The organism is Pseudomonas frederiksbergensis (genome assembly GCF_003732275.1).
Taxonomy (GTDB): Bacteria; Pseudomonadota; Gammaproteobacteria; order Pseudomonadales; family Pseudomonadaceae; genus Aquipseudomonas; species Aquipseudomonas frederiksbergensis_H.
This window is the reverse complement of the sequence record NZ_MOBM01000038.1, coordinates 211568-233274: the sequence shown is the minus strand read 5'-3', so window position 1 is coordinate 233274 and position 21707 is coordinate 211568. Positions and strand designations below refer to the sequence as shown.

Sequence of the window (21707 nt, the reverse complement as noted above, 5' to 3'; positions counted from 1 at the left end):
GGCTGTCTGCTTATCGAGCTGGAAGGAATCGCATGTTAGGTAATATCCAGGCCAAATTACTGATCGTCGACGACCTGCCGGAGAACCTTCTGGCGCTCGAAGCCTTGATCAGGCGTGAAGACCGTATCGTCTACAAAGCCCTGTCCGCCGACGAAGCCTTGTCGTTGTTACTGCAACACGAGTTCGCCATGGCCATTCTCGATGTGCAGATGCCCGGCATGAACGGCTTCGAGCTGGCCGAGTTGATGCGTGGCACGGAAAAAACCAAAAACATCCCGATTGTGTTCGTCAGTGCCGCCGGCCGCGAGCTTAATTACGCGTTCAAGGGCTACGAAAGCGGGGCGGTAGACTTTTTGCACAAGCCGCTGGACGTTCACGCGGTCAAGAGCAAGGTCAATGTCTTCGTCGACTTGTATCGCCAGAGCAAAGCGATGAAGCATCAGGTCGAAGCGCTGGAGCAAAGTCGCCGGGAGCAGGAGGCGCTGCTCAAACAGTTGCAGAATACCCAGAATGAGCTGGAGCAAGCGGTGCGCATGCGTGATGACTTCATGTCTATCGTGGCTCACGAAGTCCGTACGCCGCTCAATGGCCTGATTCTCGAAACCCAGTTGCGCAAAATGCACCTGGCCCGGAGTAACGCCGCGGCCTTCACGCTGGACAAGATGCACGCGATGGTCGACCGCGACGAGCGGCAAATCAAAAGCCTGATCCGTCTGATCGAGGACATGCTCGATGTGTCGAGGATCCGTACCGGCAAGCTGTCGATCCGTCCCAGTCGGTTTGACCTGGTGCAGTTGGTGAGCAACCTTCTGCAGAATTTTGCACCGCAGGTCGAGGCCGCGGAGTCGTCGGTTACCTTGACGGCCAACCAGCCCGTGATGGGCCACTGGGACGAGTTCCGTATCGAACAAGTGATTTCCAACTTGTTGACCAATGCGCTGCGTTATGGCGCCAAGAGCCAGATCGACGTACGCGTGTACAATCAGGACGGGCAAGCGTGGGTTGAGGTTCAGGATTGCGGTATCGGGATCAGTGAAGAGAATCAGCAGCGCATTTTTCAGCAGTTCGAACGGGTTTCCGCCAAGGCCGTTGTAGCCGGGCTGGGCCTGGGGCTGTTTATTTCGGAGCAGATTGTCGCCGCCCACGGTGGCTCCATCACCGTCGAGAGCCGGATTGGCGAAGGCGCCTTGTTTCGCGTTTGTCTGCCGCTGCAGGAAAACAGCCCGATAAACGCAACCTCTGAGTGACCATACGGTCGTATCAGCAGCTATTGACCGAACAAAGGCTTTCCATGAGTGAAGATGCACAAGATGTGGTACTGATCGTCGAGGATGACCCTTCGATCCTGATGGTGCTGTCTGCTTATTTGTCGGGTGAGGGTTACCGGGTGCTGCAAGCCGAAAACGGCGAGCAGGCCTTTGAAATTCTGGCGAGCAAACCGCATCTGGACATGATGATCACCGACTTCCGCTTACCGGGGGGGATCTCTGGTGTGCAGATCGCCGAACCTGCCGTGAAGCTGCGACCGGAGCTCAAGGTCATCTTCATCAGCGGCTATCCGCAGGAAATTCGCGAGACCGACAGCCCGATCACCCGCAAAGCGCCGATCCTGGCCAAGCCGTTCGATCTGGATGTGTTGCAACAGATCATGCAGGACATGCTGTCCTGAAGGCAGCTATATCGCTGACCAACCGGCCCCTGTAGGAGCTGCCGAAGGCTGCGATCTTTTGATCTTTTTGCGCTCGCGCGACGGCCCCGGATCAAAAGATCGCAGCCTGCGGCAGTTCCTACACAAGAATCCTTCAGATTCTGATCATTTCCCGCACCTTCGCCGTCAACAAATCGAAGGTGAACGGCTTGGTGATCATCTGCATGCCAGGGTCAAGAAAACCACCGCGCACGGCGGCGTGTTCAGCATACCCGGTGATGAACAATACCTTGAGATCGGGTCGATACTGCCGGCCGATTTCCGCCAGTTGCCGGCCGTTCATGCCCGGCAATCCCACGTCGCTGATCAACAGGTCGATTCGCTGACCGGAGTCAAGAATCGGCACGGCGCTATCGGCATCGCCCGCTTCAACGAAGGCGTAGCCCAATTCACTCAATACGGCGCTGACCAGGACTCGCACGGCGGGATCGTCTTCGACGATCAGCACGGTTTCGCCGTCCCGGGCGTAAGGCGCGTGTTGGGCATCGACTTGGGTGTCCTGGAGCAGTTCCCCCCTCAAACGCGGCAAAAACAGACTGACCGTAGTGCCTTTTCCGACTTCACTGTGAATGCTGACGTGGCCGCCAGACTGTTTGCTGAAACCGTAAATCATCGACAAGCCCAGGCCCGTGCCCTGGCCGATGGGTTTGGTCGTGAAGAAAGGATCAAAGGCCCGGTTGATGGTGCTTTGCGGCATGCCGCAACCGGTATCGGTGACGCTCAGGACGATATAATCGCCCGGTTGCAGATTGCTGTGTGCCTCGGTAAACCCCGTATCCAGATGCTGATTGGAGGTTTTGACCAGCAGCTTTCCGCCGTCGGGCATGGCGTCCCGGGCGTTGAGTACCAGGTTGAGCAGGGCGCTTTCGAGTTGATTGGGATCTGCCTCGGCCACCCATAGTTGCTCGTCCAGCTGCATTTCCAGGTGAATGCTTTCATTGATGCTGCGCTGCAACAGTTCACCCATGGATACCACCAGGGTGTTCATCTGCACCGGTTTTGAATCCAGCGACTGGCGTCGGGAAAATGCCAGCAAGCGATGCGTCAGGCCCGCCGCGCGGTTGGCTGAGGTCACCCCAAGATCGATCAGGCTGTCCAGGTCCTCGGTGCGTCCCCGGGCCAGGCGTCGACGCAGCAGCTCCAGGCTGCCGATGATGCCGGTGAGCATGTTGTTGAAGTCGTGGGCAATACCGCCGGTGAGTTGGCCGACCGCTTCCATTTTCTGCGACTGCCTGAGCACCTCTTCGTTGTGGCGCAATTGCGCGGTGCGTTCCTCGACCTGTTGCTCGAGGGTTTCCAGGGTGTTTTGCAGACGCAGTTCGCTTTGGCTCAGATCAATCAACCGGTCCCTGGCTTCATACTGCCGTCGTCGCCCGCGCAACGCTGTGGTGACGAGGCTGATCAGCGTGACCGGATGAAACGGCCGCTCGAGAAAGGTCACGTTGCCCAGTTGCAAACCGAGTCGCGATGCAGGGTTCTGCTCCGGGCCACCGTGGTGGGTCAGCAGTACGATCGGCAGATCCGACCACGCCGGCTGCTGCTCGATCAGACCCAGCAGCGGTTCAAGGTTTGCGCCCAACAAGGCCTCGGAAGCAATCACCAGCAGGCCGGCACCCAGCGACAGTTCATTGCACAACGCGCCTATATCCCGGGTGATGACCCCATCGAACCCTGCCTCGTTGAGCATCATCAGCGCAATCTGACTGTCGCGTCCCAACGGCGCAAGAATGATCGCACGCTCGGACATTGCCTCCATGACCGTCACTGGACATCTTCCTCAAGCAGCGGCTTGCTCGCGCCCAGGTAAGTGGGCACGCCACGCAATACACCCTGGAATGCATCCAGTGGTTCACCGATGGTCATGCCCTGACTGCTGATGCGGTACTCGCGGATGGTCGATTCGTGGCTGCCGGTGCGTTTCTTGATGATCGAGATCGCCCGGCGAACCTTGCCCTTGGCTTCGAAGTAGCGCAACAGAATGACGGTGTCGGCCAGATAGGTAATGTCGACGGGGGCCTGCATGTCACCGACCAGCCCATGTTGGGCGACGGTCATGAACGTCGCGGCGCCTTGGCGATTGAGGTACAGCAGCAACTCGTGCATGTGCAGCACCAAGGCATTTTCTTCGGGCATTGCCGCCTGATAGCCGTTGATACTGTCAATCACCACGGTTTTGATATTGCTCTCATCGACACAACGACGAACCCGGTAGGAGAATTCGCCGGGAGACAATTCGGCAGCGTCCACTTGATCGATCAGCAGGTTGCCGGTTTCCTCCAGGGCCTTCAGGTCGTTGCCGATGTTTTTCATCCGCTCGAACAGCAGCCCCAGTTCTTCATCGAAGATGAACAACGCGGCCTTTTCGCCACGGGCCACCGCCGCAGCGGCGAAGACCATCGAAATCAGCGATTTGCCGGTACCGGCCGGGCCGAGGATCAGGGTGCTTGAACCTGTCTCGATACCGCCTCCGAGCAGGGCATCCATTTCCGGGATGCCGCTGGTCAACTGCTGGCGGATATAACGCCCGCGGTGTTCGGCCGCCACCAGGCGCGGGAATACATGTACGCCATCACCCATGATGATGAAATCATGAAAACCGCCCCGGTACTTCTGACCGCGATACTTCACCACGCGGATGCGCCGGCGTTCGGCGCCGTAATTGGGCGTCAATTCTTCGAGACGAATCACCCCGTGGGCCACACTATGCACGGTTTTGTCGAGGGCTTCGGTGGTCAGGTCATCCAGCAGCAGCACGGTGGCCTCGTAGCGCACGAAGTAATGCTTGATGGCCAGAATCTGCCGACGGTAGCGCAAAGAGCTTTGGGCCAACAGGCGGATTTCGGACAGGCTGTCGACCACTACGCGGGTTGGTTTGACCCGTTCGACCGCTTCGAAAATCTGTTTGGTGGCTTCGCCCAGCTCCAGGTCCGAGGAATACAACAGACTCTGCTGATGCTCGGCATTGAGCAGGCTTTCCGGCGGCGTCAGCTCGAAGATGTGGATGTTCTCATCCAGCTCCCAGCCGTGGGATAACGCCCCCTGACGCAGCTCGCGCTCGGTTTCCGACAGGGTGATGTACAACGAGCGCTCGCCGGCACGGGCGCCAGCCAACAGAAAATGCAAAGCGATGGTGGTTTTGCCGGTTCCGGGTTCACCCTCCAGCAAAAACATGTGGCCGCGGGTTAATCCACCGGCCAGGATGTCATCCAGTCCTTCTATGCCGGTGACGGCTTTTGCATTGATCAACTCGTTAGATGTAGACAAGAGATGCCCTCTCATGACTAGGGGAAGCGAGGCAGCAGACTTGAAGTGCCTGAGTGGACTGCCTGATCACTTGACCTTTCGCCGAGACAGCGGTTCAACCTTTTGTGTTTGTGTGTGGTTCTTGTACAAAAAAGCAAAGATCGCAGCCTTCGGCAGCGCCCACAGGCGCGTAGGAGCTGCCGAAGGCTGCGATCTTTTGATCTTGATTTTCGATCTTTTGATCTTGATTAAAGCCCTTGCTGCAACGCCGGATCGTCGGGGTTTAGCTGTTCCAGCTGTGCCAGCAATATCTGCACGTTCTGCAACTGTCCGCTTTCCTTCCAATAGTTGATCAGCAGCACGCGCGCCTTGCGATCGGCAGGATGGCGCTGAACGATTTCCTGCAACTGGTTCTGCGCCGCTTCCAGCTCTTGCTCACCATGCAACGTGGTAGCCAGATCGTAGCGGTAATCCTTATTGTCCGGCTCAAGCTCCACGGCTTTGGACAGCCCGAGCAGGGCGAACTCACTTTGCCCGTGATGCAGCAACCAGAGCCCCAGCGCATGTTGCAGGTAGGCCGAGTCAGGCTGGGCCTTTAACTGTTTTGCCAACAATTGCCTGGCGGCGTCGCTTTGGCCCTGTTTATCCAACACTTCGATCTGCATCACCAGTGCCGGCAGGTTGCCGGGCGCCAGTTGCAACGTGCGCTCCAAGGCCTGTTGCGCGTCTTTCAGCTCGGCATTGTGCAAGTGCAGGCGCGCGAGTTGGTATTGGGTTTCGGCACTTTCCGGCTGACGTTTGAGGAGCTGTTCCCAGGCATCGATGGCTTGCTCCAAAGCGCCGAAATACAACCCCAGCTCATCCGGCGTCAGACCCAATAAGGCGTTGACTGCTGCAAACCGCACGCTCGGGTCGCTGTCATCGAGCAAGGGCCCCAGCAACAGGCTGCGCTGCCCACTGGGCACCAGCCCATTGATGCTTTTGATCGCTGCGATGCGCACATCCGCCGATGGATGTTGCAGGTCCGCATCCGCCAGTTTCAGGGCTTGCGGGCTTGGGTAGTTGGGCAGTTCGGCGTGTAGCCAGACACGGCGCTTGGTCGACAGGTCAGGGCGACCCAATTGCTGATAAAGCACCCGCGCCGCCCCTGGTTGACCGGCACGTGCCTGGGCCAGCGCTTCGCTGTAGCCATGCTTGATCGCCGCCGGCACCACGGGCGTCGTGCTACGCAGGAAAAACCAGGCGAGGGCGAGGGCAAACAATACGCAGAGGCTGATGAGCAAGTAGCGGCGGGACTGAGGCATGCAGGAATCCGGGAGCTGGCAGGCTTTTGCAAAGCCACCAGCTTCGGTCAGGCCGGGCTGTGAGTCAAACCCAAGCTTAGGTCAGCACGTAGTCGACGGGCTCAAGGGCGGGTGGCAACGCGGTTTGCCCCAGCGCTGCCAGCACTTCGCGCTCCAGCATGCGCACAATCGCATTGCACGGCAGATCGTTCTCATCGAAGCCGAAAGGGTCTTCCAGGTCGTCGCCGATTTCGTCGAGGCCAAAAAAGGTGTAGCTGACAATGGCGGTGATCACCGGCGTCAGCCAGCCAAGGGGTTCGGCCATGGCAAATGGCAACAGAATGCAGAACAGATAAATGGTGCGGTGCAGCAACAGGGTGTAAGGGAAGGGCAGCGGCGTGCTTTTGATTCGTTCGCAACTGGCCTGCACCTGGCTGAGGCTGACCAGTCGAGTTTCCAGTTGGGTGTAACGCCATTCGCTGATCTGGCCGCGTTCGGCCAGCGCTGAACACCGAGCACCGATTCGCTGCAAGAGTGCGTCAGTGATGTTCGGGTGCTTTGCGTCTACGGCTTCTTGCGTCCACGGCTTGATCGCGTTCATCTCGTTTTCAAAACGCAGGCGGGCGATCAAGCCGTAGGTGAAACCGCAGAGTTCACGCAGCAGCAGTTCACGTTCGGCCGCCGCCATCAACCCTTGGGTTTCGCGAATCAACGAACGTACTTCGATGACCAGTTGCCCCAGTTGCTTGCGACCCTCCCACCAACGGTCGTAGCAAGCGTTGTTGCGAAAACTCATGAAGATCGACAATGCCAACCCCAGCAGGGTGAAGGGTGTGGCATTGACCTTGGAGAAATAGGCCGGGTGCCAAGTCTCCACCAACACAATGACCGACGCGAGCAGGGTCACCAATAGACTGCGCAAGGCAATACGCTTGGCAATCGAGCCTTTAAGGGAAAACAGCATGCCGATCAGATTCGGCTTGGGACGCACAATCATGGGGAGCAACTTTATATATAGAGAGTGGCGCTTTCGCAGCAGTGTCAGCCTAAGGGGCGGCGGGGAGGCTGTCCAATTGCTATGGCTGACGAGGTAATCGACAGGCTCTATCAAATTAAACATCTCTATCGGCGAACTTGCCTACAGGTTTTGTCGACACTGAAACCTGTCGAGGCACTGAAGCAATGACTACGCTTGCTGGAGATGACTTAATGAGCACTCCCATGCAACCGCTGCTTCAATATTTCAAGGCGATACTCAACCCCGGACGAGAGGTGCTGCTGTTCGCCCTGAGGACCATTGTGGCCGGGCTGCTGACATTATATCTGGCCTTCCTGTTCGACCTTGAACAGCCCAAGTGGTCGATCATGGCGGTGGTCATCGTCAGCCAGCCATTGGGTGGCATGGCCCTGGCCCGAAGTTTCGGCCAGGTCATCGGCACCACGTTAGGCGCGGTGGTGGCGGTGTTGATCATGGCGATCTTCCCCCAGGCGCCCCTGCCTTTCATCCTCACCCTGGCCTTGTGGTTGGCATTCTGTACCGCCGGCGGCACCTTGTTGCGCTACACCAGTTCCCAGGCCTTTGTTCTGAGCGGGTACACGGCGGTAGTCGTGGCGCTGCTGGCGGTACCCGATCAGGAAGGCACGTTCCTGCTGGCCGTCACTCGTGTCACCGAGACACTTTTGGCGGTGGCTTGCGTGTGCGTGGTCAGCCTTCTCACGGCGCGGCCGGAAGCTGTGGCGCGGGATTACTTCGCCAAGATCGATCAGGTCATCAAGCTGCTCGCGACCCACGCTGCTGCCGTCATCCGAACCGAAGAAAGCGAGGCCGATTTCCATCGGCGGCAGATGCAACTGCTCGGCGCAATCAGTGCTCTGGAGGGGGTACGTCGGCATTTATATTACGATGCGCCACGGTTGCGCAGCGCCAATGGTCTGGTGCAACTGCTGGGTAATCAGCTGGTGCTGCTGACTTCGCGGTTGACGGCCCTGCGTCACCAGCGGCAACTGCTCACCGAACGCTGGGAAGGCGCGTTGCCGGAAGAGATACAGCGTTTGCGCGCCGAAGAACTGGCGTTTCTCGATGAATTGGCGCTGCAAGGGCGCTCATTGTCGAGCGAGGCACGGCACCATTTCGCGGCGCTGCAACAGCGTTTCGATGACCAGGCCTACAAGGCCGAACAACTCACCGAGACGATGCCTGCCACCCTGCGTTCATTGGCCTGGGCACTGCGTTGGGAGCAGGCACGGATGCTAGAGCAACTGGCGCAGATTCTGGAACTGAGCGACGCGATCCAGGAAGGGCGTGAAGCCAGTTGCGTGTTCCGTGGCCAGGAAAATCCGCTGCATTTGGACTTCACTTTGGCGGCAATGAATGCAATCCGGGCATTTTTCGCGTTGCTGGTGGCCGGGTTGATCTGGATCGAGACCGCTTGGGACGGGGCCCGTGGCGGGATGATCGTGGTGGGGATTCTCTGTTCGCTGATGGCGACTTTTCCGCGGCCGTTGCTGGCCGCGCAAAGCTTTGCCAGAGGGCTGGGTCTGGCCTTGGTGGTGTCGGCGCTCTATCTGTTCCTGCTGATACCGATGATCAGTAACTTCGAGTTACTCGCCATGTTGTTAGCCCCATTGCTGTATGCCGTCGCGGTAGGGCTGGCCAGTCCGCCAACCACTGGCACAGGCATCGGTCTTGGGCTAACGACAATACTGTTGCTGGGCCCACAAAACACAGGAAGCGGCCAAAACAGTGCCATTCAGTGGTTCGAGTTTGCCGGTGCGTACATCAGCGCCTGCGCGCTGGCGCTCAGTGTCTACGCCTTGATCTTCCCGTTCAGGCCCGTTTTGCGGATACGCCGGCTGTTCAATGAAAGCTGCGAGCAGGTCTACGCTTTGCTGAAGACGCCGGCCACCGATGAACAGCAATTTGCGTTTGAAAGCCGTATGGTCGATCGCCTGACCATGATGTTGGGACTATTGCCAGCTACCAACGACAAGCATTCCCGGGAGCTGTTCGAAGTCAGCCTTGGGTGCATGGCACTGGGTGTGGCTTTGAACCAGCTCAGGCAACAGGGGCAAAGCAACACGTTGCTGAGCACAGAACAGCAAAACCATTTACTGGCTGCCGTGCGTGAAACAGGCCGATTGATCTCCGGGCGGCCCGGGATTGACCTTGAGCAGTTGCTCGGAAACTTGCGTGTCTTGGGCGATGAAATGGACGATTTGCATTTAGACGTTCATGAACACCTGTGGTCGGTATTCAGAATGCGCGTGGCGTTGTTGATCGTGGTGTCGTTTCTGGAGCGACATCGCCAATACTTTCAACCCGCCCAAACTGAAGGAGAGCCAGCCCTTGCCCATTGATTTTGAATTGGGTGGCGTCTACTTGCCGCCGATTGCCCAGGCGTTACTGCTGGCCCTACCGATTTTCCTGCTGCTGGACTGGATCTTGCGCCGCTTTGGCGTGCTGCGTTTTGTCTGGCATGAGGCCTTGTTCGAAGGCGCGTTATACGCCTGCGTTTGCGCGACGCTGATTCTGGTGATGGGAGCTTGATGCCTTGAAGAAGATCCTTGCCCGACTCGTGACTGTGGCGGTGGTATTGCTGGCCTTCGTGCTCGGCTGGTTCGCCTGGGAGCATTACACCCGCGCGCCCTGGACTCGGGATGCACGGGTTCGCGCCGATGTGGTGACTTTGTCCGCCGATGTCTCGGGGCGCATCGTCAGCCTGAGTGTTCAAGACAACCAGCATGTTACGAAAGGCCAGTTGCTGCTGGAGATCGACCCGGCTCGTTATACGCTGGCAGTGGAGCATGCCAAGCGTGCGGTGGAAGTCGCGAAAGCCACGCTGGGCCAGTCTGAAGCGACGATTGTCTCCAGCGAAGCGCTGCTCAGGCAGCGCCAAAGCGAAGAGCGTCGCCGTCGAACCCTTAAGCAGGGTTTCGCGATTTCCGGTGAAGAATGGGAAAAATCCAGCACCGAAGTGGCGGTGGCGCAGGCGGAGCTGTTGCGCAATCAGGCCAATCTGGGCCTGGCCCAAGCCAACGTGCAACTGGCGATTGCCGCATTGACCCAGGCCGAACTGGACTTGCAACGCACGCGGGTCGCAGCGCCTGTCAGCGGTTACGTGACCAACTTGCTGACTCGTCAGGGCGATTACGCCACTGCCGGAGGAGCGTTGTTGGCGCTAGTGGACAGCGACTCGTTTTATGTCAGCGGCTACTTTGAAGAAACTAAGCTGCCGCGAATCGAGGAGGGCGACCGGGTCAGGGTCGAGTTGATGAGCGGCGAGACCTTCGGCGGCACCGTGCAAAGCATCGCTTTTGCTATCGCCGACCGCGAGAACTCCCCCGGCAGTCGCCTGCTGGCCAGCATCAACCCCAGTTACACCTGGGTCAAGCTGGCGCAGCGGGTGCCGGTGCGGATTCAGATCGACGCCGACTATGTCGCCAAAAACCGCCTGCGTGCCGGGACCACGGCTACGGTAACCGTTGAGGAAAACCGAGATCATGAGACTGCCCACTAATCCCCTGTGGGAGCGAGCCTGCTCGCGATAGCGGTCTGTCTGCCAACATCACGTCGCCTGTCAGTCGGTCATCGCGAGCAGGCTCGCTCCCACAGGGGAATGTGCTGGATCCAACAAGCGTGCAGACAAAAAAAAGCCCCGCGACCGAATGAGGCGCGGGGCAAAAGAATTGGTTGGTTGCGGCCAACCAAAGGAGTTCTTTAAAACGTTACTTGCTGGCGACCGTCTCTGGTTGCCAGCCGCCGCCGAGGGCTTTGTAGATGGCGACAATGCCGCGATACAAATCGACTTCGGCCTGGGCCTGGGTGTCTTCCGCTGCCAGGCGCTCACGCTGGGCATCGAGCAGCACGAGGAAGTCCACGGTGCCTTCGCGGTAGCGAATGTCGGCGAGATCGGCAGCGGCGCGGCTTGATTCGCTTTGACGAATCAGCGAGATCAGGCGCTGCTGACGTTTACCGTAATCGCTGAAGGCGTTTTCCGACTCTTCCAGCGCCAGCAGTACTTGCTGCTCGTAGGTCGCCAAGGCGCCTTCGGCTTCAGCATCGGCACCGCGCAAACGGGCGCGTACGCTGCCCAGGTCGAATGCCGCCCAGGTAATGCTTGGGCCCAGCGCCCAGGCGTTGGCCGCCGAGGAGCCGATCTGCGAGCCGCGCCCGGCGGTGAAACCGAGGAAGCCGCTGAGACTGACCCGTGGGAACAAATCAGCCTTGGCCACGCCGATGCGAGCGGTGGCGGCCGCCAGTTTGCGCTCGGCGCTGAGGATGTCCGGACGCCGTTGCAGCAGTTCGCCCGGATCACCGATCGGCAGGGCCTTGGCGATTGCCGGCAAGTCTTTTGGACTCAGGTCGACGGTCAGCTTGTCCGGACGCTCACCCAGCAGGGTGGCGATGCGGTTGCGCTGACGCACCTGTTCGGCCTGCAGTTGCGGCACGCTGGCTTCGACAGAGGCCAGGCGCGCATCGGCGCGAACCACGTCCAGCTGATCGCCGACACCGGCATCACGCAGGTTTTCGGTGATCTTGCGCGATTCCTGCTGGTTGTTCAGATTGGCCAGGGCGATCTTTTCCCGCAACTGCGCGCCGCGCAGTTGGCCATAGGCGTCCACCAGTTCGGCAATCATGGTGACTTGCAGTTGGTAAAGATCGGCTTCGGCCGCCTGCTGTTCGGCGTCGCTGGATTCCAGATTGCGCTGGATGCGACCGAACAAGTCCAGTTCCCAGGCCATGTCCAGGCCCAGGTCATAGCGTTCACTGTTGACCCGTTTAGTGGTCTGGCCGGGAATCTGCCCTTTGGCCAAATCACTGCTCGCGCGACTGGTGATGGTCGGCATGGCGTCATTGCTGGCGTCATCGCGAATTGCCCGGGCCGCTTTCCAGCGGGCGAAGGCCACGCGCAAATCACGGTTGCCTTGCAAGGATTGCGTCACCAGTTGGTTGAGTGTCGGATCCTCGAACTGCTGCCACCAGATGCCTTCGAAACGTGCGCGGTCAAAATTCTTCTGACCGGCGCTGCCATCGGTGGCGGCCGTGATATTGGCCGCCTCCGTAGCTGGGGTTTTGTAGTCCGGGCCGACGGCGCAGGCACTCAGGGCCAGTACCAGAAGGCTCGGCAGGAAGGCTTTCAGGCTCATTGTTGCGCCTCCAGTTGCTTTTCCAATTTCAGCGCCTTGGCCGCTTTGCGCGCTTCACCGCGCTCCACAAAGTTGCGAATCAGTACGTAGAACACCGGCGTCAGCAACAGACCGAAGAAGGTCACCCCGAGCATCCCGGAGAACACCGCTACACCCATGGCATGACGCATTTCGGCACCGGCACCGCTGGAGAAAACCAGAGGCACAACACCCATGATGAACGCGAAGGAGGTCATCAGGATCGGCCGCAGACGCAGGCGGCAAGCTTCCAGTACCGCTGCCAGCGGGCCGAGGCCTTCTTCCTGTTTGTCCTTGGCAAACTCGACGATCAGAATCGCGTTCTTACATGCAAGTCCCACCAGTACGATCAAGCCGATCTGGGTGAAGATGTTGTTATCGCCGCCCGAGGCAATCACACCGGTAATGGCCGACAGCAGGGTCATCGGTACGATCAGGATCACCGCCAGTGGCAGGCTCCAGCTTTCGTACTGCGCCGCGAGTACCAGGAACGCCAGCAGTACGCAGAGCGGGAACACGAACAGCGCCGTGTTGCCGGACAGAATCTGCTGGTAGGTCAGGTCGGTCCACTCGTAGGTCATGCCGTTGGGCAATTCGTCCTTGAGCAGTTTCTCGATGGCTTTCTCGGCCTGGCCGGAGCTGTAGCCGGGGGCTGCCGCACCGTTGATTTCCGCGGTGATGAAGCCGTTGTAGTGCATCACGCGGTCTGGCCCCGAGGTGTCGCTGACCTTGATGAAGGTCGCCAGCGGAATCATCTCGCCCCGGTTGTTACGCACTTTCAGTTGACCGATCTGGTCCGATTCGAGGCGGAACTGCTGCTCAGCCTGAACGTTGACCTGGTAGGTGCGACCGAAGCGGTTGAAGTCGTTGGCATACAGCGAACCCAGATAGATCTGCAGGGTGTCGAAGATGTCGCTGACGGCCACGCCGTGGGTCTTGGCTTTTTCCCGGTCGATGGCGGCATCGACCTGCGGCACGTTCACGGTGTAGCTGGTGAACAGAGCGGCCAGTTCCGGGACGCTGTGGCTTTTGGTGATGATGTTCATGGTTTCTTTGTACAGCTCGTCATAGCCCAGGTTGCCCCGGTCTTCGATCTGCAGGCGGAAACCGCCAATGGTCCCCAGGCCTTGTACCGGCGGCGGCGGGAAGATCGCCATGTAGGCTTCCTGAATCCCGGCGTACTGGCCGTTCAATGCACCGGCAATCGCACCGGCGGACATGCTCGGGTCCTTGCGCTCGTCGAAAGGCTTCAGGGTCACGAACACGATGCCGGAGTTAGGGCTGTTGGTGAACCCGTTGATCGACAGACCCGGGAAGGCCACCGCGCTTTCCACGCCAGGCTGTTTCAGGGCCAGGTCGGACATGCGCTTGATCACGTCTTCGGTACGGTCCAGGCTCGAGGCGTCCGGCAGTTGCGCGAAGGCCACCAGGTATTGCTTGTCCTGGCCGGGTACGAAACCGGTCGGGGTACTGGAGAAACCGAAGAACGTCAACACCATCAGGCCAGCGTACAGCAGCAGGGCGATACCGCTGCTGCGGATAACCCGGCCTACAGTGCCGACATAACCGTGGCTGGCCTTGTCAAAGAAGCGGTTGAACGGATGGAACAACCAGCCACCGAAGATCTTGTCCAGAACCTTGGAGAAACGGTCTTTCGGTGCGTCATGGCTCTTGAGCAACACGGCGGCCAGCGCCGGCGACAAGGTCAGCGAGTTGAAGGCCGAGATCACGGTCGAAATCGCAATCGTCAGGGCGAACTGTTTATAGAACTGCCCGGTCAAGCCGGAGATGAACGCCGCCGGGATAAACACCGCACACAACACCAGCGCCGTCGCGATGATCGGGCCGGTCACTTCACGCATCGCACGCTTGGTGGCTTCTACAGGGGTTAATCCGAGCCCGATGTTTCGCTCGACGTTCTCCACCACCACGATCGCATCGTCGACCACGATACCAATGGCCAGTACCAGTCCGAACAGCGACAGGGCGTTCAACGAGAAGCCGAACAGGTGCATCACCGCGAACGTACCGATCAGCGAAACCGGCACTGCTACCAACGGGATGATCGAGGCGCGCCAGGTTTGCAGGAACAGGATCACCACGAGTACAACGAGGATCAGCGCTTCGAAGAGGGTGTGAACCACCGCCTCGATGGAACCGCGCACGAAGATCGTCGGGTCATAGACGATGCTGAAATCCATGCCTTCCGGGAAGTTCTTCTTCAGCTCGGCCATTTTCTCCCGAACGTCGTTGGAGATCTGGATCGCGTTGGAGCCAGGGCGCTGGAAGATCGGGATCGCCACCGCCGGCTGGTTGTCGAGCAAGGAGCGCAGGGCGTACTGGCTGGAGCCGAGTTCGACGCGAGCGATGTCTTTAAGGCGAGTGATTTCACCATTCTCACCGGAGCGAATGATGATGTTCTCGAACTCTTCCTCGGAAACCAGACGGCCTTGCGTGTTCACCGACAGCTGGAACGCGGTGGCATTCGGCGCCGGCGGAGCGCCCAGGGCACCGGCCGCCACTTGACGGTTCTGTTCACGGATCGCAGTGACCACATCGGTGGCGGTCAGGTTGCGCGAAGCGGTCTTGTTCGGATCGAGCCACACCCGCAGCGAGTAATCGCCCATCCCGAACAGCTGCACATCACCGACACCGCCCAGACGCGCCAACTCATCCTTGATGTTGAGCAAGGCGTAGTTGGACAGGTAAAGCATGTCGTAGCGTTTGTCCGGCGAGGTCAAGTGCACAACCATGGTCAGGTCGGGCGACGCCTTGTCCACGGTGATACCGATGCGCGTCACTTCCTCGGGAAGTTTGGGCTCGGTCCGGGTCACGCGGTTCTGAACCTGAACCTGCGCGTTATCCAGGTCAGTGCCCAGGGCGAAGGTGATGGTCAGGGTGATCTTGCCGTCAGCGGTGGACTGCGAGGACATGTACAGCATGTTCTCGACGCCGGTGATGGCTTGCTCCAACGGAGCGGCCACGGTTTCACCGATGACTTTAGGGTTGGCGCCCGGGAAGTTGGCACGGACCACAACGGTCGGTGGCACGACTTCCGGGTATTCGCTGATCGGCAACTGGAACAGCGAGATGGCGCCAGCGATCAGGATCAGCAGCGACAGTACCGCTGCAAAGATCGGCCGTGAAATGAAGAACTGGGAAAAATTCATCGGAGTAATTGTCCCTTAACCGCGTGGAGTGGCAGCAGCCACTTTCACAACCGTACCCGGCGCGACCTTGGCAGGCGCGACTTGGGGCAGGTTGCTGGCTTCCAGCGCTTGTCGTTGTTGTGCGAGGGCCGCGAGGGTTTCCTGGCTGGCCATCGGGATCACTTCAGGGGTGACCGGTGAACCAGGGCGAACCCGTTGCAAGCCCTTGACGATGATGGTGTCGTCCTTGTTCAGGCCGCTGCGCACGATGCGCAGACCTTCGATCTTCGGACCCAGCTCGACAGGGCGGTAAGCCGTTTTATTGTCGGCATCCATCACCAGCACGAACTTTTTACCCAAGTCGGTACCGACCGCTTCGTCGTTGATCAACACCGCGGAGTAAGTACCGCTGCCCACCAGTTTCAGGCGGGCATAAAGACCTGGGGTGTAGGTGCCGTCGCTGTTGTCGAACACCGCACGACCGCGGATGGTGCCGGTCTTCGGGTTGACCTGGTTATCGACGAAGTTCATCTGGCCCTGGTGCGGGTTGCCGTCTTCATTGGACAGGCCGAGGTAAACCGGCGTGGTGGCGCCGCGTTGGCCCTGGCGGGCGAGCTGGGTGTATTTAAGGAAGACACGCTCGTCGGCGTCGAAGTAGGCGTAGACCTTGTCGGTAGACACCACGCTGGTCAGCGCGGTCGTATCGGCGGTCACCAGGTTGCCGGCGGTGATTTCCGCACGGCTGACACGGCCGCTGATAGGCGCAGTGACGCGGGTGAAACTCAGGTTCAGTTTGGCCAGGTCCAGTTGGGCCTGGAGGGCGCCGACGGCCGCGCGAGCTTCTTGAGCCGCGCTGGTGCGCGAGTCGGCGAGTTCAGCGGAAATCGCGTTGCTGGTGCGCAGACGTTCGCCGCGCTGGGATTCGTTTTCGCTGCGGGTGGCGGTGGCGCGAGCCTGGGCAACCAGGGCTTCGAGGCGGCGGACCTCAGCCTGGAAGGGGCGCGGGTCGATCTGGAACAACAGATCGCCTTTCTTGACCAGCGCGCCTTCGGTGAAGGCCACGTCATCGATCTGGCCGGAAACCCGTGGACGAATCTCTACTGTTTCCGGCGCTTCAAGGCGCCCGGTGAATTCGTCCCACTCGTTGACCGGTTGTTCCAGCACCTTGGCCACGCTGACTTTGGCCGCGGGCATGGTGGCGGCAGCGTCCGGAGTCTTGCCGCAAGCGCTCATCACCAGCACGGCCAACAGGGCCAAGGGGAAGCGCAAATGTTTGAGTGACTGTTCCATGGATGCATCCGCCAATGTATTGAGATGGACGGATGATGCTTGGCGGGGGTGTATGGCACGAATCGAATGAAGCGAAGGTAACTATCATTCGGAATGATATAAGCTCAAAGCGAGCCCTCTAGCATGCACCTTCCGTTAGTGGGCTATCAAATGAAATGATGACAATTCAGTGTTGCAGGGAGTGTAAAGGATTGGCTTGGAACTGTGTTGCGGCCATCAGCCTCAACCCAAAACTGAGGATCAAGCCAGGTGATCCGGATCTCCGAAGAACATTTTGACTAGGCTCTATGGCGGTGGTTTAAGGCTGAAAAAGCTTAGCGATGCCCCCACTAGCACCCAGCACACGAGCGACCGAAACGGGGGGCTGACTGAGCCCGAAAACTCTTGAATAGCCACTAAGATCACGGCGAGAAAGTCAGATCCGACAGGCACCCATAAAAAAGCGGGTGACTGTCAGATCAAGTAGGGCTTACTGCATCAAATTCCTAGCGCGTCGAAGGGTAAAATGCTGATGTTTTTTTACCGGGCTGCAAGTATTCAGTTAATCCCTGGAACCACATCACTTCAACAAAGTCACCGCGGATAACCAAGTCCTCTTTACGCAATCCTGTCAGAAATGCATCTTTACTATCTTTGGCAGACAGAATGGCGAAACCCTTTGCTGCATCTCTAAACGACAGGGTGAATTTTGGCTTTTCAGTCAAACCGGCAGAGGATTTTATCTTGCCGTTTTTAAGGGTGAAGTAGCGACCCACTCCGTCATGCGTTTGGATTTGAAAGACCAGCTCCTTGCCTTTAACGTATTTTGCACAGTCAGGACTTTTTTTGATTGTTCTCTGTAATAGCTTGGTCAACGCCCATAACAAAAATTTAAACTTCAGCATGGTGAGCTTGCTCCGCAAGGGGGGACTCGTTGAGGAATTGAATGGCGTGTTTGAGAAAACGCTCAGGGCATTGGAATTGAGCACCATGACCGGCATCCGGGTACAGGAACAGTTGGGCGTTCGGGATGTTCTGAGCCATGTACCAGGAATTGACCGTTGGAACCATAACGTCATTCATACCGTTCAGAATGAACGTCGGCTGTTTGATCTCGCGCAGATGATTGAAAGGATCGTTCGGGTCCAGCTTTGGCAAATAGTACATATTCGCTTCGATCTGGGCCTGTATCACTTCAGGAGAGCTGGGTGGGTCCTGGTCGACACGCTGATGACGGCGCTCCCAGAAATCACGTCCGGCCTGCTGCGCCGCCGCGGATCGACCGAAGAACAGAAACAGAAAGTCTTCGAGGGTCGGAACGGGGCGCGGTGCAGCTTCCAGCACTCCAGGGTCTGAATCCGGATTACCGCCACGAGGTCCGGTGCCGAGCAGCATGAGCTTGCGGACGAGGTCGGGATGGCGTCGTGTCAGGTCCTGGGCCTGAAAACCACCCAGTGAGAAGCCTAGAACATCTACCTTGGACAGGCCTAACTTGCGGATTACCGCAGCCGCGTCATCGGCCATATGTTCGATCCGGTTACGCGGTTTGCCGGAAGAAGAGGCAATCCCTCGACCGTTGTAGAGGATGACCTCGCGCCCTGCAGCCAGGCCATCCGTCATAAGTGGGTCCCAATGATCCATACCGCCGCGAAAATGTTGAAGGAAGAACAGGGGGGGCTGGCCTGTCGTATTGTTGCCCCAGCGGCGATAGGCAAATTGATCACCATCAACTTCCACGAAGCGGGTAGGGGTGGTGAAATGGGTGTCGGTCATGTTGAAGTCTTCCAGGTGGTTATTGTGGCGATCGATGCGAGTGAGCCTCGGGCTCAGGCCCGTGCGCGCATGCGCCGCGTACGGAACGTGCCCCAGCCGCTTTTCATCACTGATTTCGAAAGTGCCCACAGCCCACTTTCGTTGGGGCGCGGATCACCGCCATTGGCGATTCGTTTGAGCTGCAGCGTGTACCAGAAAATTTCCATGACGCCCATCTGATCGATTTGCTTGATGCCTGTGGTGATCGGCCGTACACGTTGCGAACTGTCCTGACCTTGCAGCAGGGCCGCCGGTGCCTCGGGATCAATGGCCAATAACCGCGCGAGGCCAATGACATCGAGCGCTCCGGAACGCAGCGCAGCGTTCATGGCGGCGGCACTGCGAAAACCGCCAGTGACCATCAAAGGCACCTTGATCGAGGCGCGCACCTTTTCAGCAAACTCAAGAAAGTAAGCCTCCCGCGCTACGGTGGATGCTTTTTTCGTCTCCTGGAGCCCGCCGCTCATGGCTGGAGCCTCATAGGTGCCCCCCGAAATCTCAATCAGGTCGATGCCTGCTTCGGCAAGTGCATGAATCGTCGCCATTGATTCCTCTTCGGTGAAGCCTCCGCGCTGGAAATCTGCTGAGTTGAGCTTGATGCCGACGGGAAATTCGGCGCCGACCTGGCGGCGAATCTCGGCGTAAACAGCCAACACGAAACGTCGACGTTTTTCCGGGCTGCCTCCCCATTCATCCGTACGCCGATTGTGGTGTGGCGAGAGGAACTGGTTGATCAGATAACCGTGCGCGCCATGGATTTGCACGCCGCTGAAGCCGGCCTCCTTGCAGATGGCGGCGCTGCGTCCAAAGCGCCGGACGATATCTTCGATCTCGGCCGTGGTGGCTTCGCGCGGAGTCTCGAAAAGTGCGGCCATGTCCTCGCGGAACGGGACCGCTGATGGCGCGAGGTTGCTGTCATTCAGGCCCTTGGTCGACTGCTTGCCAGGGTGATTGAGCTGCACCCAGATCGCGGCTCCCTGCCTGGTTGCAGCACCGGCCCACTGGCGTAGCATAGGCATGTCAGTGACATCCTCGATCACCACGTTGCCTGGTTCGCCGAGCGCACGCCGGTCTATCATCACATTTCCGGTGATGAGCAAACCAATGCCCGAGGCGGACCAGCGCCGGTACAACTCGACCAGTTTCAACGTCGGGTGATTGTTGTAGGTGCCCAACGTTTCGCTCATGGATGCCTTGGCGAGGCGGTTGCGAAAAACGCTGCCGTTCGGGAGTTGCAAAGGCTGGTTCAGCAGATTTTCTTCAGGCGAGGCGGCGGTCATGGTGAGTTCTCAATAAGGGCTGTTTCATGATTGAAGGGTGTGCAGCGGGATGGAGTCCGATACCTGCCAGGATTGCGTGTTTTTCAATGGGATGTACGACATGGCATGCTCGGTCAGCGCGGTAATCGTCAGGCTTGGATTAACCCCGAGATTGGCGCTGAGCATCGAGCCGTCGCAAACCAGCAAGTTCTGATAGCCGAAGACCCGGTTCTGTACGTCCATCACGCCGCGCTCCGGCGAGTCCGCCATCGCACAGCCGCCCATGCAGTGGGCCGTGGTCGGGATGTTGAATAAGATCTCGGACAGAAAGGTGGTCGGTATGCCACCGAGCGCTTTCGCGCCCTTTTCGGCAAACGCGTTCGCCTCTGGAATGAAGGTTGGGATGGGGCCACCTTCGCTGGCGAGCTGTTTTGCGAACGGCCAAAACCAGCGACGCCTGAATCGCATGTCGAGAGACGCGTCCACGGTCTGCATGACCAGCAATAACAGGGTCTGACGGGCGAAACCGACGGGGTTATGCACGAGCAATGCTTGCAGCGGATGTTTGAGCAGCGTCCACAGCCAGGTCAATATTCGCGTCCACCCCGGGCGCCCGCCGCACAGCAAGGTCATCATGAGGCCAATGGCGTCCGAGCCTTCCGGGTAGCGCACGACTCCGATATGTGTGCGCTCATCGAGATAGATGCTGCCACCCCCCGCCAGTCCCGGCGACATGCTCTTGTCCGCTGCCGGGAAGCGTACGCCGATAAGGGATTCGGCATTGGTGCGCACACGTTTTCCGAGGTCGTCGCTGATGCGCGGCAACGACCCGTTTTGTTTGAGCCGGAACAACAATTCCATCGTGCCCAACGACGACGCGGCGAAGACCACGCCGCGGCAGCGAAAGCTGCGGCGCTGCTTGTCGAACCAGGTGGTCGAGCACTCAGTGAGGACTTCATAGCCGTCACTGCCGTCCTCCTTGCCGTTGAGCGGCCGCACGTCCACCACCCTGGTTTCGGCAAAAACCTGGGCGCCACGTTTTTCTGCGAGATAAAGGTAATTCTTGTCGAGTGTGTTCTTGGCGTTGTGCTTGCAACCCATCATGCAGCCACCGCAACCGGTGCAAGTCCCGCGCTCCGGGCCTTCACCCTCGAAGTAGGGATCCGGGTAGCTCTTGCCGCCTGCTTCACCGTCGGGAGCAAAGAAGGCCCCTACGCGGGGGGCGTGAAACGTATGGCCCACGCCTTGCAAATCCGCCATTTTCTTGAGGCGTAAATCAGCCTCGCCCATGATCTTGCTCTCTGTCACGCCCAGCATCTTCTCCGCCGTGGCGTAGTACTGCGGCATGATTCGTTTCCAGTCCGCCAGGCCGGCCCAGGAACCCTCATTCCATACGCTATCGCGCGGTGTCAGCAAGGCATTGGCATAGGTGATGGATCCGCCACCGACTGCGTTGCCGCTGACGATCATCACGTGACGGAACAGGCGCATGTTGTAGAAGCCGAACATCTTCAACCCGGGTCGCCACATCCAGCGCCGCGCGTCCCAGTTGGATTTTGGAAAGTCCTCGGCCGTCCAGCGTCGGCCCATCTCCATTACGCCAACGCGGTAGCCCTTTTCTGTCAACCGGAAGGCGGACACGCTGCCACCGAATCCGGAGCCGATCACGATGTAGTCGAAATCGAAAGATGGATTCATTGCGTGCTGCTCAGGCAAGCACTGCGTAGAGGCGTGGAAAAACTGGTCATGCCGGTCTCCTTATTTTTGTAATGGTGCTGCGGACACTAGTTGCAGGAGTGACTCTGTCAGGATGACTATA

At 58.9% G+C, this 21707-nt stretch carries 16 protein-coding genes; 5 read left to right on the top strand and 11 right to left on the bottom strand.

What is annotated here, in order from left to right; genetic code table 11:
• Positions 1 to 32 precede the first annotated feature (32 nt).
• Both BK662_RS20345 and BK662_RS20340 read left to right on the top strand, forming a co-directional pair.
• On the top strand, positions 33 to 1247 hold the full coding sequence (locus BK662_RS20345; RefSeq protein ID WP_123359549.1) for a hybrid sensor histidine kinase/response regulator: 1215 nt from the start codon (positions 33 to 35) through the stop codon (positions 1245 to 1247).
• A gap of 44 nt (positions 1248 to 1291) precedes the next feature.
• Positions 1292 to 1669 (top strand): response regulator, encoded by a 378-nt coding sequence (locus BK662_RS20340; protein WP_038983388.1) that lies wholly within the window; start codon positions 1292 to 1294, stop codon positions 1667 to 1669.
• Between the two features lie 133 nt (positions 1670 to 1802).
• On the opposite strand, the gene BK662_RS20335 is transcribed toward BK662_RS20340, so the two are convergent.
• The 4 genes from BK662_RS20335 to BK662_RS20320 form a co-directional block, all read right to left on the bottom strand.
• A complete protein-coding gene (locus BK662_RS20335) occupies positions 1803 to 3464 on the bottom strand; it encodes an ATP-binding protein (RefSeq protein WP_375539013.1) in 1662 nt (553 codons plus the stop codon).
• Between the two features lie 5 nt (positions 3465 to 3469).
• Complete coding sequence (locus BK662_RS20330; protein WP_123359547.1) at positions 3470 to 4972, bottom strand: ATPase domain-containing protein; 1503 nt, start codon at positions 4970 to 4972, stop codon at positions 3470 to 3472.
• A 227-nt stretch (positions 4973 to 5199) separates the two neighbouring features.
• The gene (locus tag BK662_RS20325; RefSeq protein WP_123359546.1) at positions 5200 to 6255 is read right to left on the bottom strand and encodes a tetratricopeptide repeat protein; all 1056 of its coding nucleotides are present in this window, start codon (positions 6253 to 6255) and stop codon (positions 5200 to 5202) included.
• A 76-nt stretch (positions 6256 to 6331) separates the two neighbouring features.
• Positions 6332 to 7231, bottom strand: a complete 900-nt coding sequence (locus BK662_RS20320; RefSeq protein ID WP_123359545.1) for a bestrophin family protein — start codon at positions 7229 to 7231, stop codon at positions 6332 to 6334.
• Positions 7232 to 7443: 212 nt separating this feature from the next.
• Between BK662_RS20320 and BK662_RS20315 the strand changes: the two genes are divergently transcribed.
• Genes BK662_RS20315 through BK662_RS20305 form a run of 3 tightly spaced genes read left to right on the top strand, consistent with a single transcriptional unit; the run spans position 7444 to position 10751 of the window.
• Complete coding sequence (locus BK662_RS20315) at positions 7444 to 9591, top strand: FUSC family protein (protein ID WP_123359544.1); 2148 nt, start codon at positions 7444 to 7446, stop codon at positions 9589 to 9591.
• On the top strand, positions 9581 to 9781 hold the full coding sequence (locus BK662_RS20310) for a DUF1656 domain-containing protein (protein WP_038983381.1): 201 nt from the start codon (positions 9581 to 9583) through the stop codon (positions 9779 to 9781). Before BK662_RS20315 ends, BK662_RS20310 begins: the two co-directional genes overlap by 11 nt.
• Positions 9782 to 9785: 4 nt before the next feature.
• Positions 9786 to 10751, top strand: a complete 966-nt coding sequence (locus tag BK662_RS20305) for an HlyD family secretion protein (protein ID WP_123359543.1) — start codon at positions 9786 to 9788, stop codon at positions 10749 to 10751.
• Positions 10752 to 10959: 208 nt separating this feature from the next.
• Here the strand turns inward: BK662_RS20305 and BK662_RS20300 are convergent, their stop codons facing one another.
• From BK662_RS20300 to choxAB, 7 genes are all read right to left on the bottom strand, one after another.
• The gene (locus BK662_RS20300; protein WP_123359542.1) at positions 10960 to 12381 is read right to left on the bottom strand and encodes an efflux transporter outer membrane subunit; all 1422 of its coding nucleotides are present in this window, start codon (positions 12379 to 12381) and stop codon (positions 10960 to 10962) included.
• Positions 12378 to 15569 (bottom strand): efflux RND transporter permease subunit, encoded by a 3192-nt coding sequence (locus tag BK662_RS20295; protein ID WP_123359541.1) that lies wholly within the window; start codon positions 15567 to 15569, stop codon positions 12378 to 12380. Before BK662_RS20295 ends, BK662_RS20300 begins: the two co-directional genes overlap by 4 nt.
• A 15-nt stretch (positions 15570 to 15584) precedes the next feature.
• Positions 15585 to 16838, bottom strand: coding sequence for a multidrug efflux RND transporter periplasmic adaptor subunit MexE (gene mexE, locus BK662_RS20290; RefSeq protein WP_007905572.1), 1254 nt, complete (start codon positions 16836 to 16838; stop codon positions 15585 to 15587).
• Positions 16839 to 17323: 485 nt separating this feature from the next.
• Positions 17324 to 17722 carry an SCP2 sterol-binding domain-containing protein gene (locus BK662_RS20285; RefSeq protein ID WP_123359540.1) on the bottom strand — a complete coding sequence of 133 codons (399 nt, stop codon included), beginning with the start codon at positions 17720 to 17722 and terminating at the stop codon, positions 17324 to 17326.
• Positions 17709 to 18590 carry an alpha/beta fold hydrolase gene (locus tag BK662_RS20280; RefSeq protein WP_123359539.1) on the bottom strand — a complete coding sequence of 294 codons (882 nt, stop codon included), beginning with the start codon at positions 18588 to 18590 and terminating at the stop codon, positions 17709 to 17711. Before BK662_RS20280 ends, BK662_RS20285 begins: the two co-directional genes overlap by 14 nt.
• A 53-nt stretch (positions 18591 to 18643) precedes the next feature.
• Entirely contained in the window at positions 18644 to 19909 is a 1266-nt protein-coding gene (locus BK662_RS20275) for an NADH:flavin oxidoreductase/NADH oxidase family protein (protein WP_123359538.1), read from the bottom strand.
• Positions 19910 to 19933: 24 nt separating this feature from the next.
• Positions 19934 to 21586, bottom strand: a complete 1653-nt coding sequence (choxAB, locus tag BK662_RS20270) for a cholesterol oxidase (protein WP_123359537.1) — start codon at positions 21584 to 21586, stop codon at positions 19934 to 19936.
• Positions 21587 to 21707 lie beyond the last annotated feature (121 nt).

Bases quoted from the DNA above. Each gene is read 5' to 3' on its own strand.
- BK662_RS20335 (WP_375539013.1), bottom strand. From the start codon at position 3,464: ATGGAGGCAATGTCCGAGCGTGCGATCATTCTTGCGCCGTTGGGACGC.
- BK662_RS20340 (WP_038983388.1), top strand. From the start codon at position 1,292: ATGAGTGAAGATGCACAAGATGTGGTACTGATCGTCGAGGATGACCCT.
- BK662_RS20280 (WP_123359539.1), bottom strand. From the start codon at position 18,590: ATGACCGACACCCATTTCACCACCCCTACCCGCTTCGTGGAAGTTGAT.
- choxAB (WP_123359537.1), bottom strand. From the start codon at position 21,586: ATGAATCCATCTTTCGATTTCGACTACATCGTGATCGGCTCCGGATTC.
- BK662_RS20275 (WP_123359538.1), bottom strand. From the start codon at position 19,909: ATGACCGCCGCCTCGCCTGAAGAAAATCTGCTGAACCAGCCTTTGCAA.
- BK662_RS20320 (WP_123359545.1), bottom strand. From the start codon at position 7,231: ATGATTGTGCGTCCCAAGCCGAATCTGATCGGCATGCTGTTTTCCCTT.
- BK662_RS20285 (WP_123359540.1), bottom strand. From the start codon at position 17,722: ATGCTGAAGTTTAAATTTTTGTTATGGGCGTTGACCAAGCTATTACAG.
- BK662_RS20315 (WP_123359544.1), top strand. From the start codon at position 7,444: ATGAGCACTCCCATGCAACCGCTGCTTCAATATTTCAAGGCGATACTC.
- mexE (WP_007905572.1), bottom strand. From the start codon at position 16,838: ATGGAACAGTCACTCAAACATTTGCGCTTCCCCTTGGCCCTGTTGGCC.
- BK662_RS20325 (WP_123359546.1), bottom strand. From the start codon at position 6,255: ATGCCTCAGTCCCGCCGCTACTTGCTCATCAGCCTCTGCGTATTGTTT.
- BK662_RS20345 (WP_123359549.1), top strand. From the start codon at position 33: ATGTTAGGTAATATCCAGGCCAAATTACTGATCGTCGACGACCTGCCG.
- BK662_RS20295 (WP_123359541.1), bottom strand. From the start codon at position 15,569: ATGAATTTTTCCCAGTTCTTCATTTCACGGCCGATCTTTGCAGCGGTA.
- BK662_RS20300 (WP_123359542.1), bottom strand. From the start codon at position 12,381: ATGAGCCTGAAAGCCTTCCTGCCGAGCCTTCTGGTACTGGCCCTGAGT.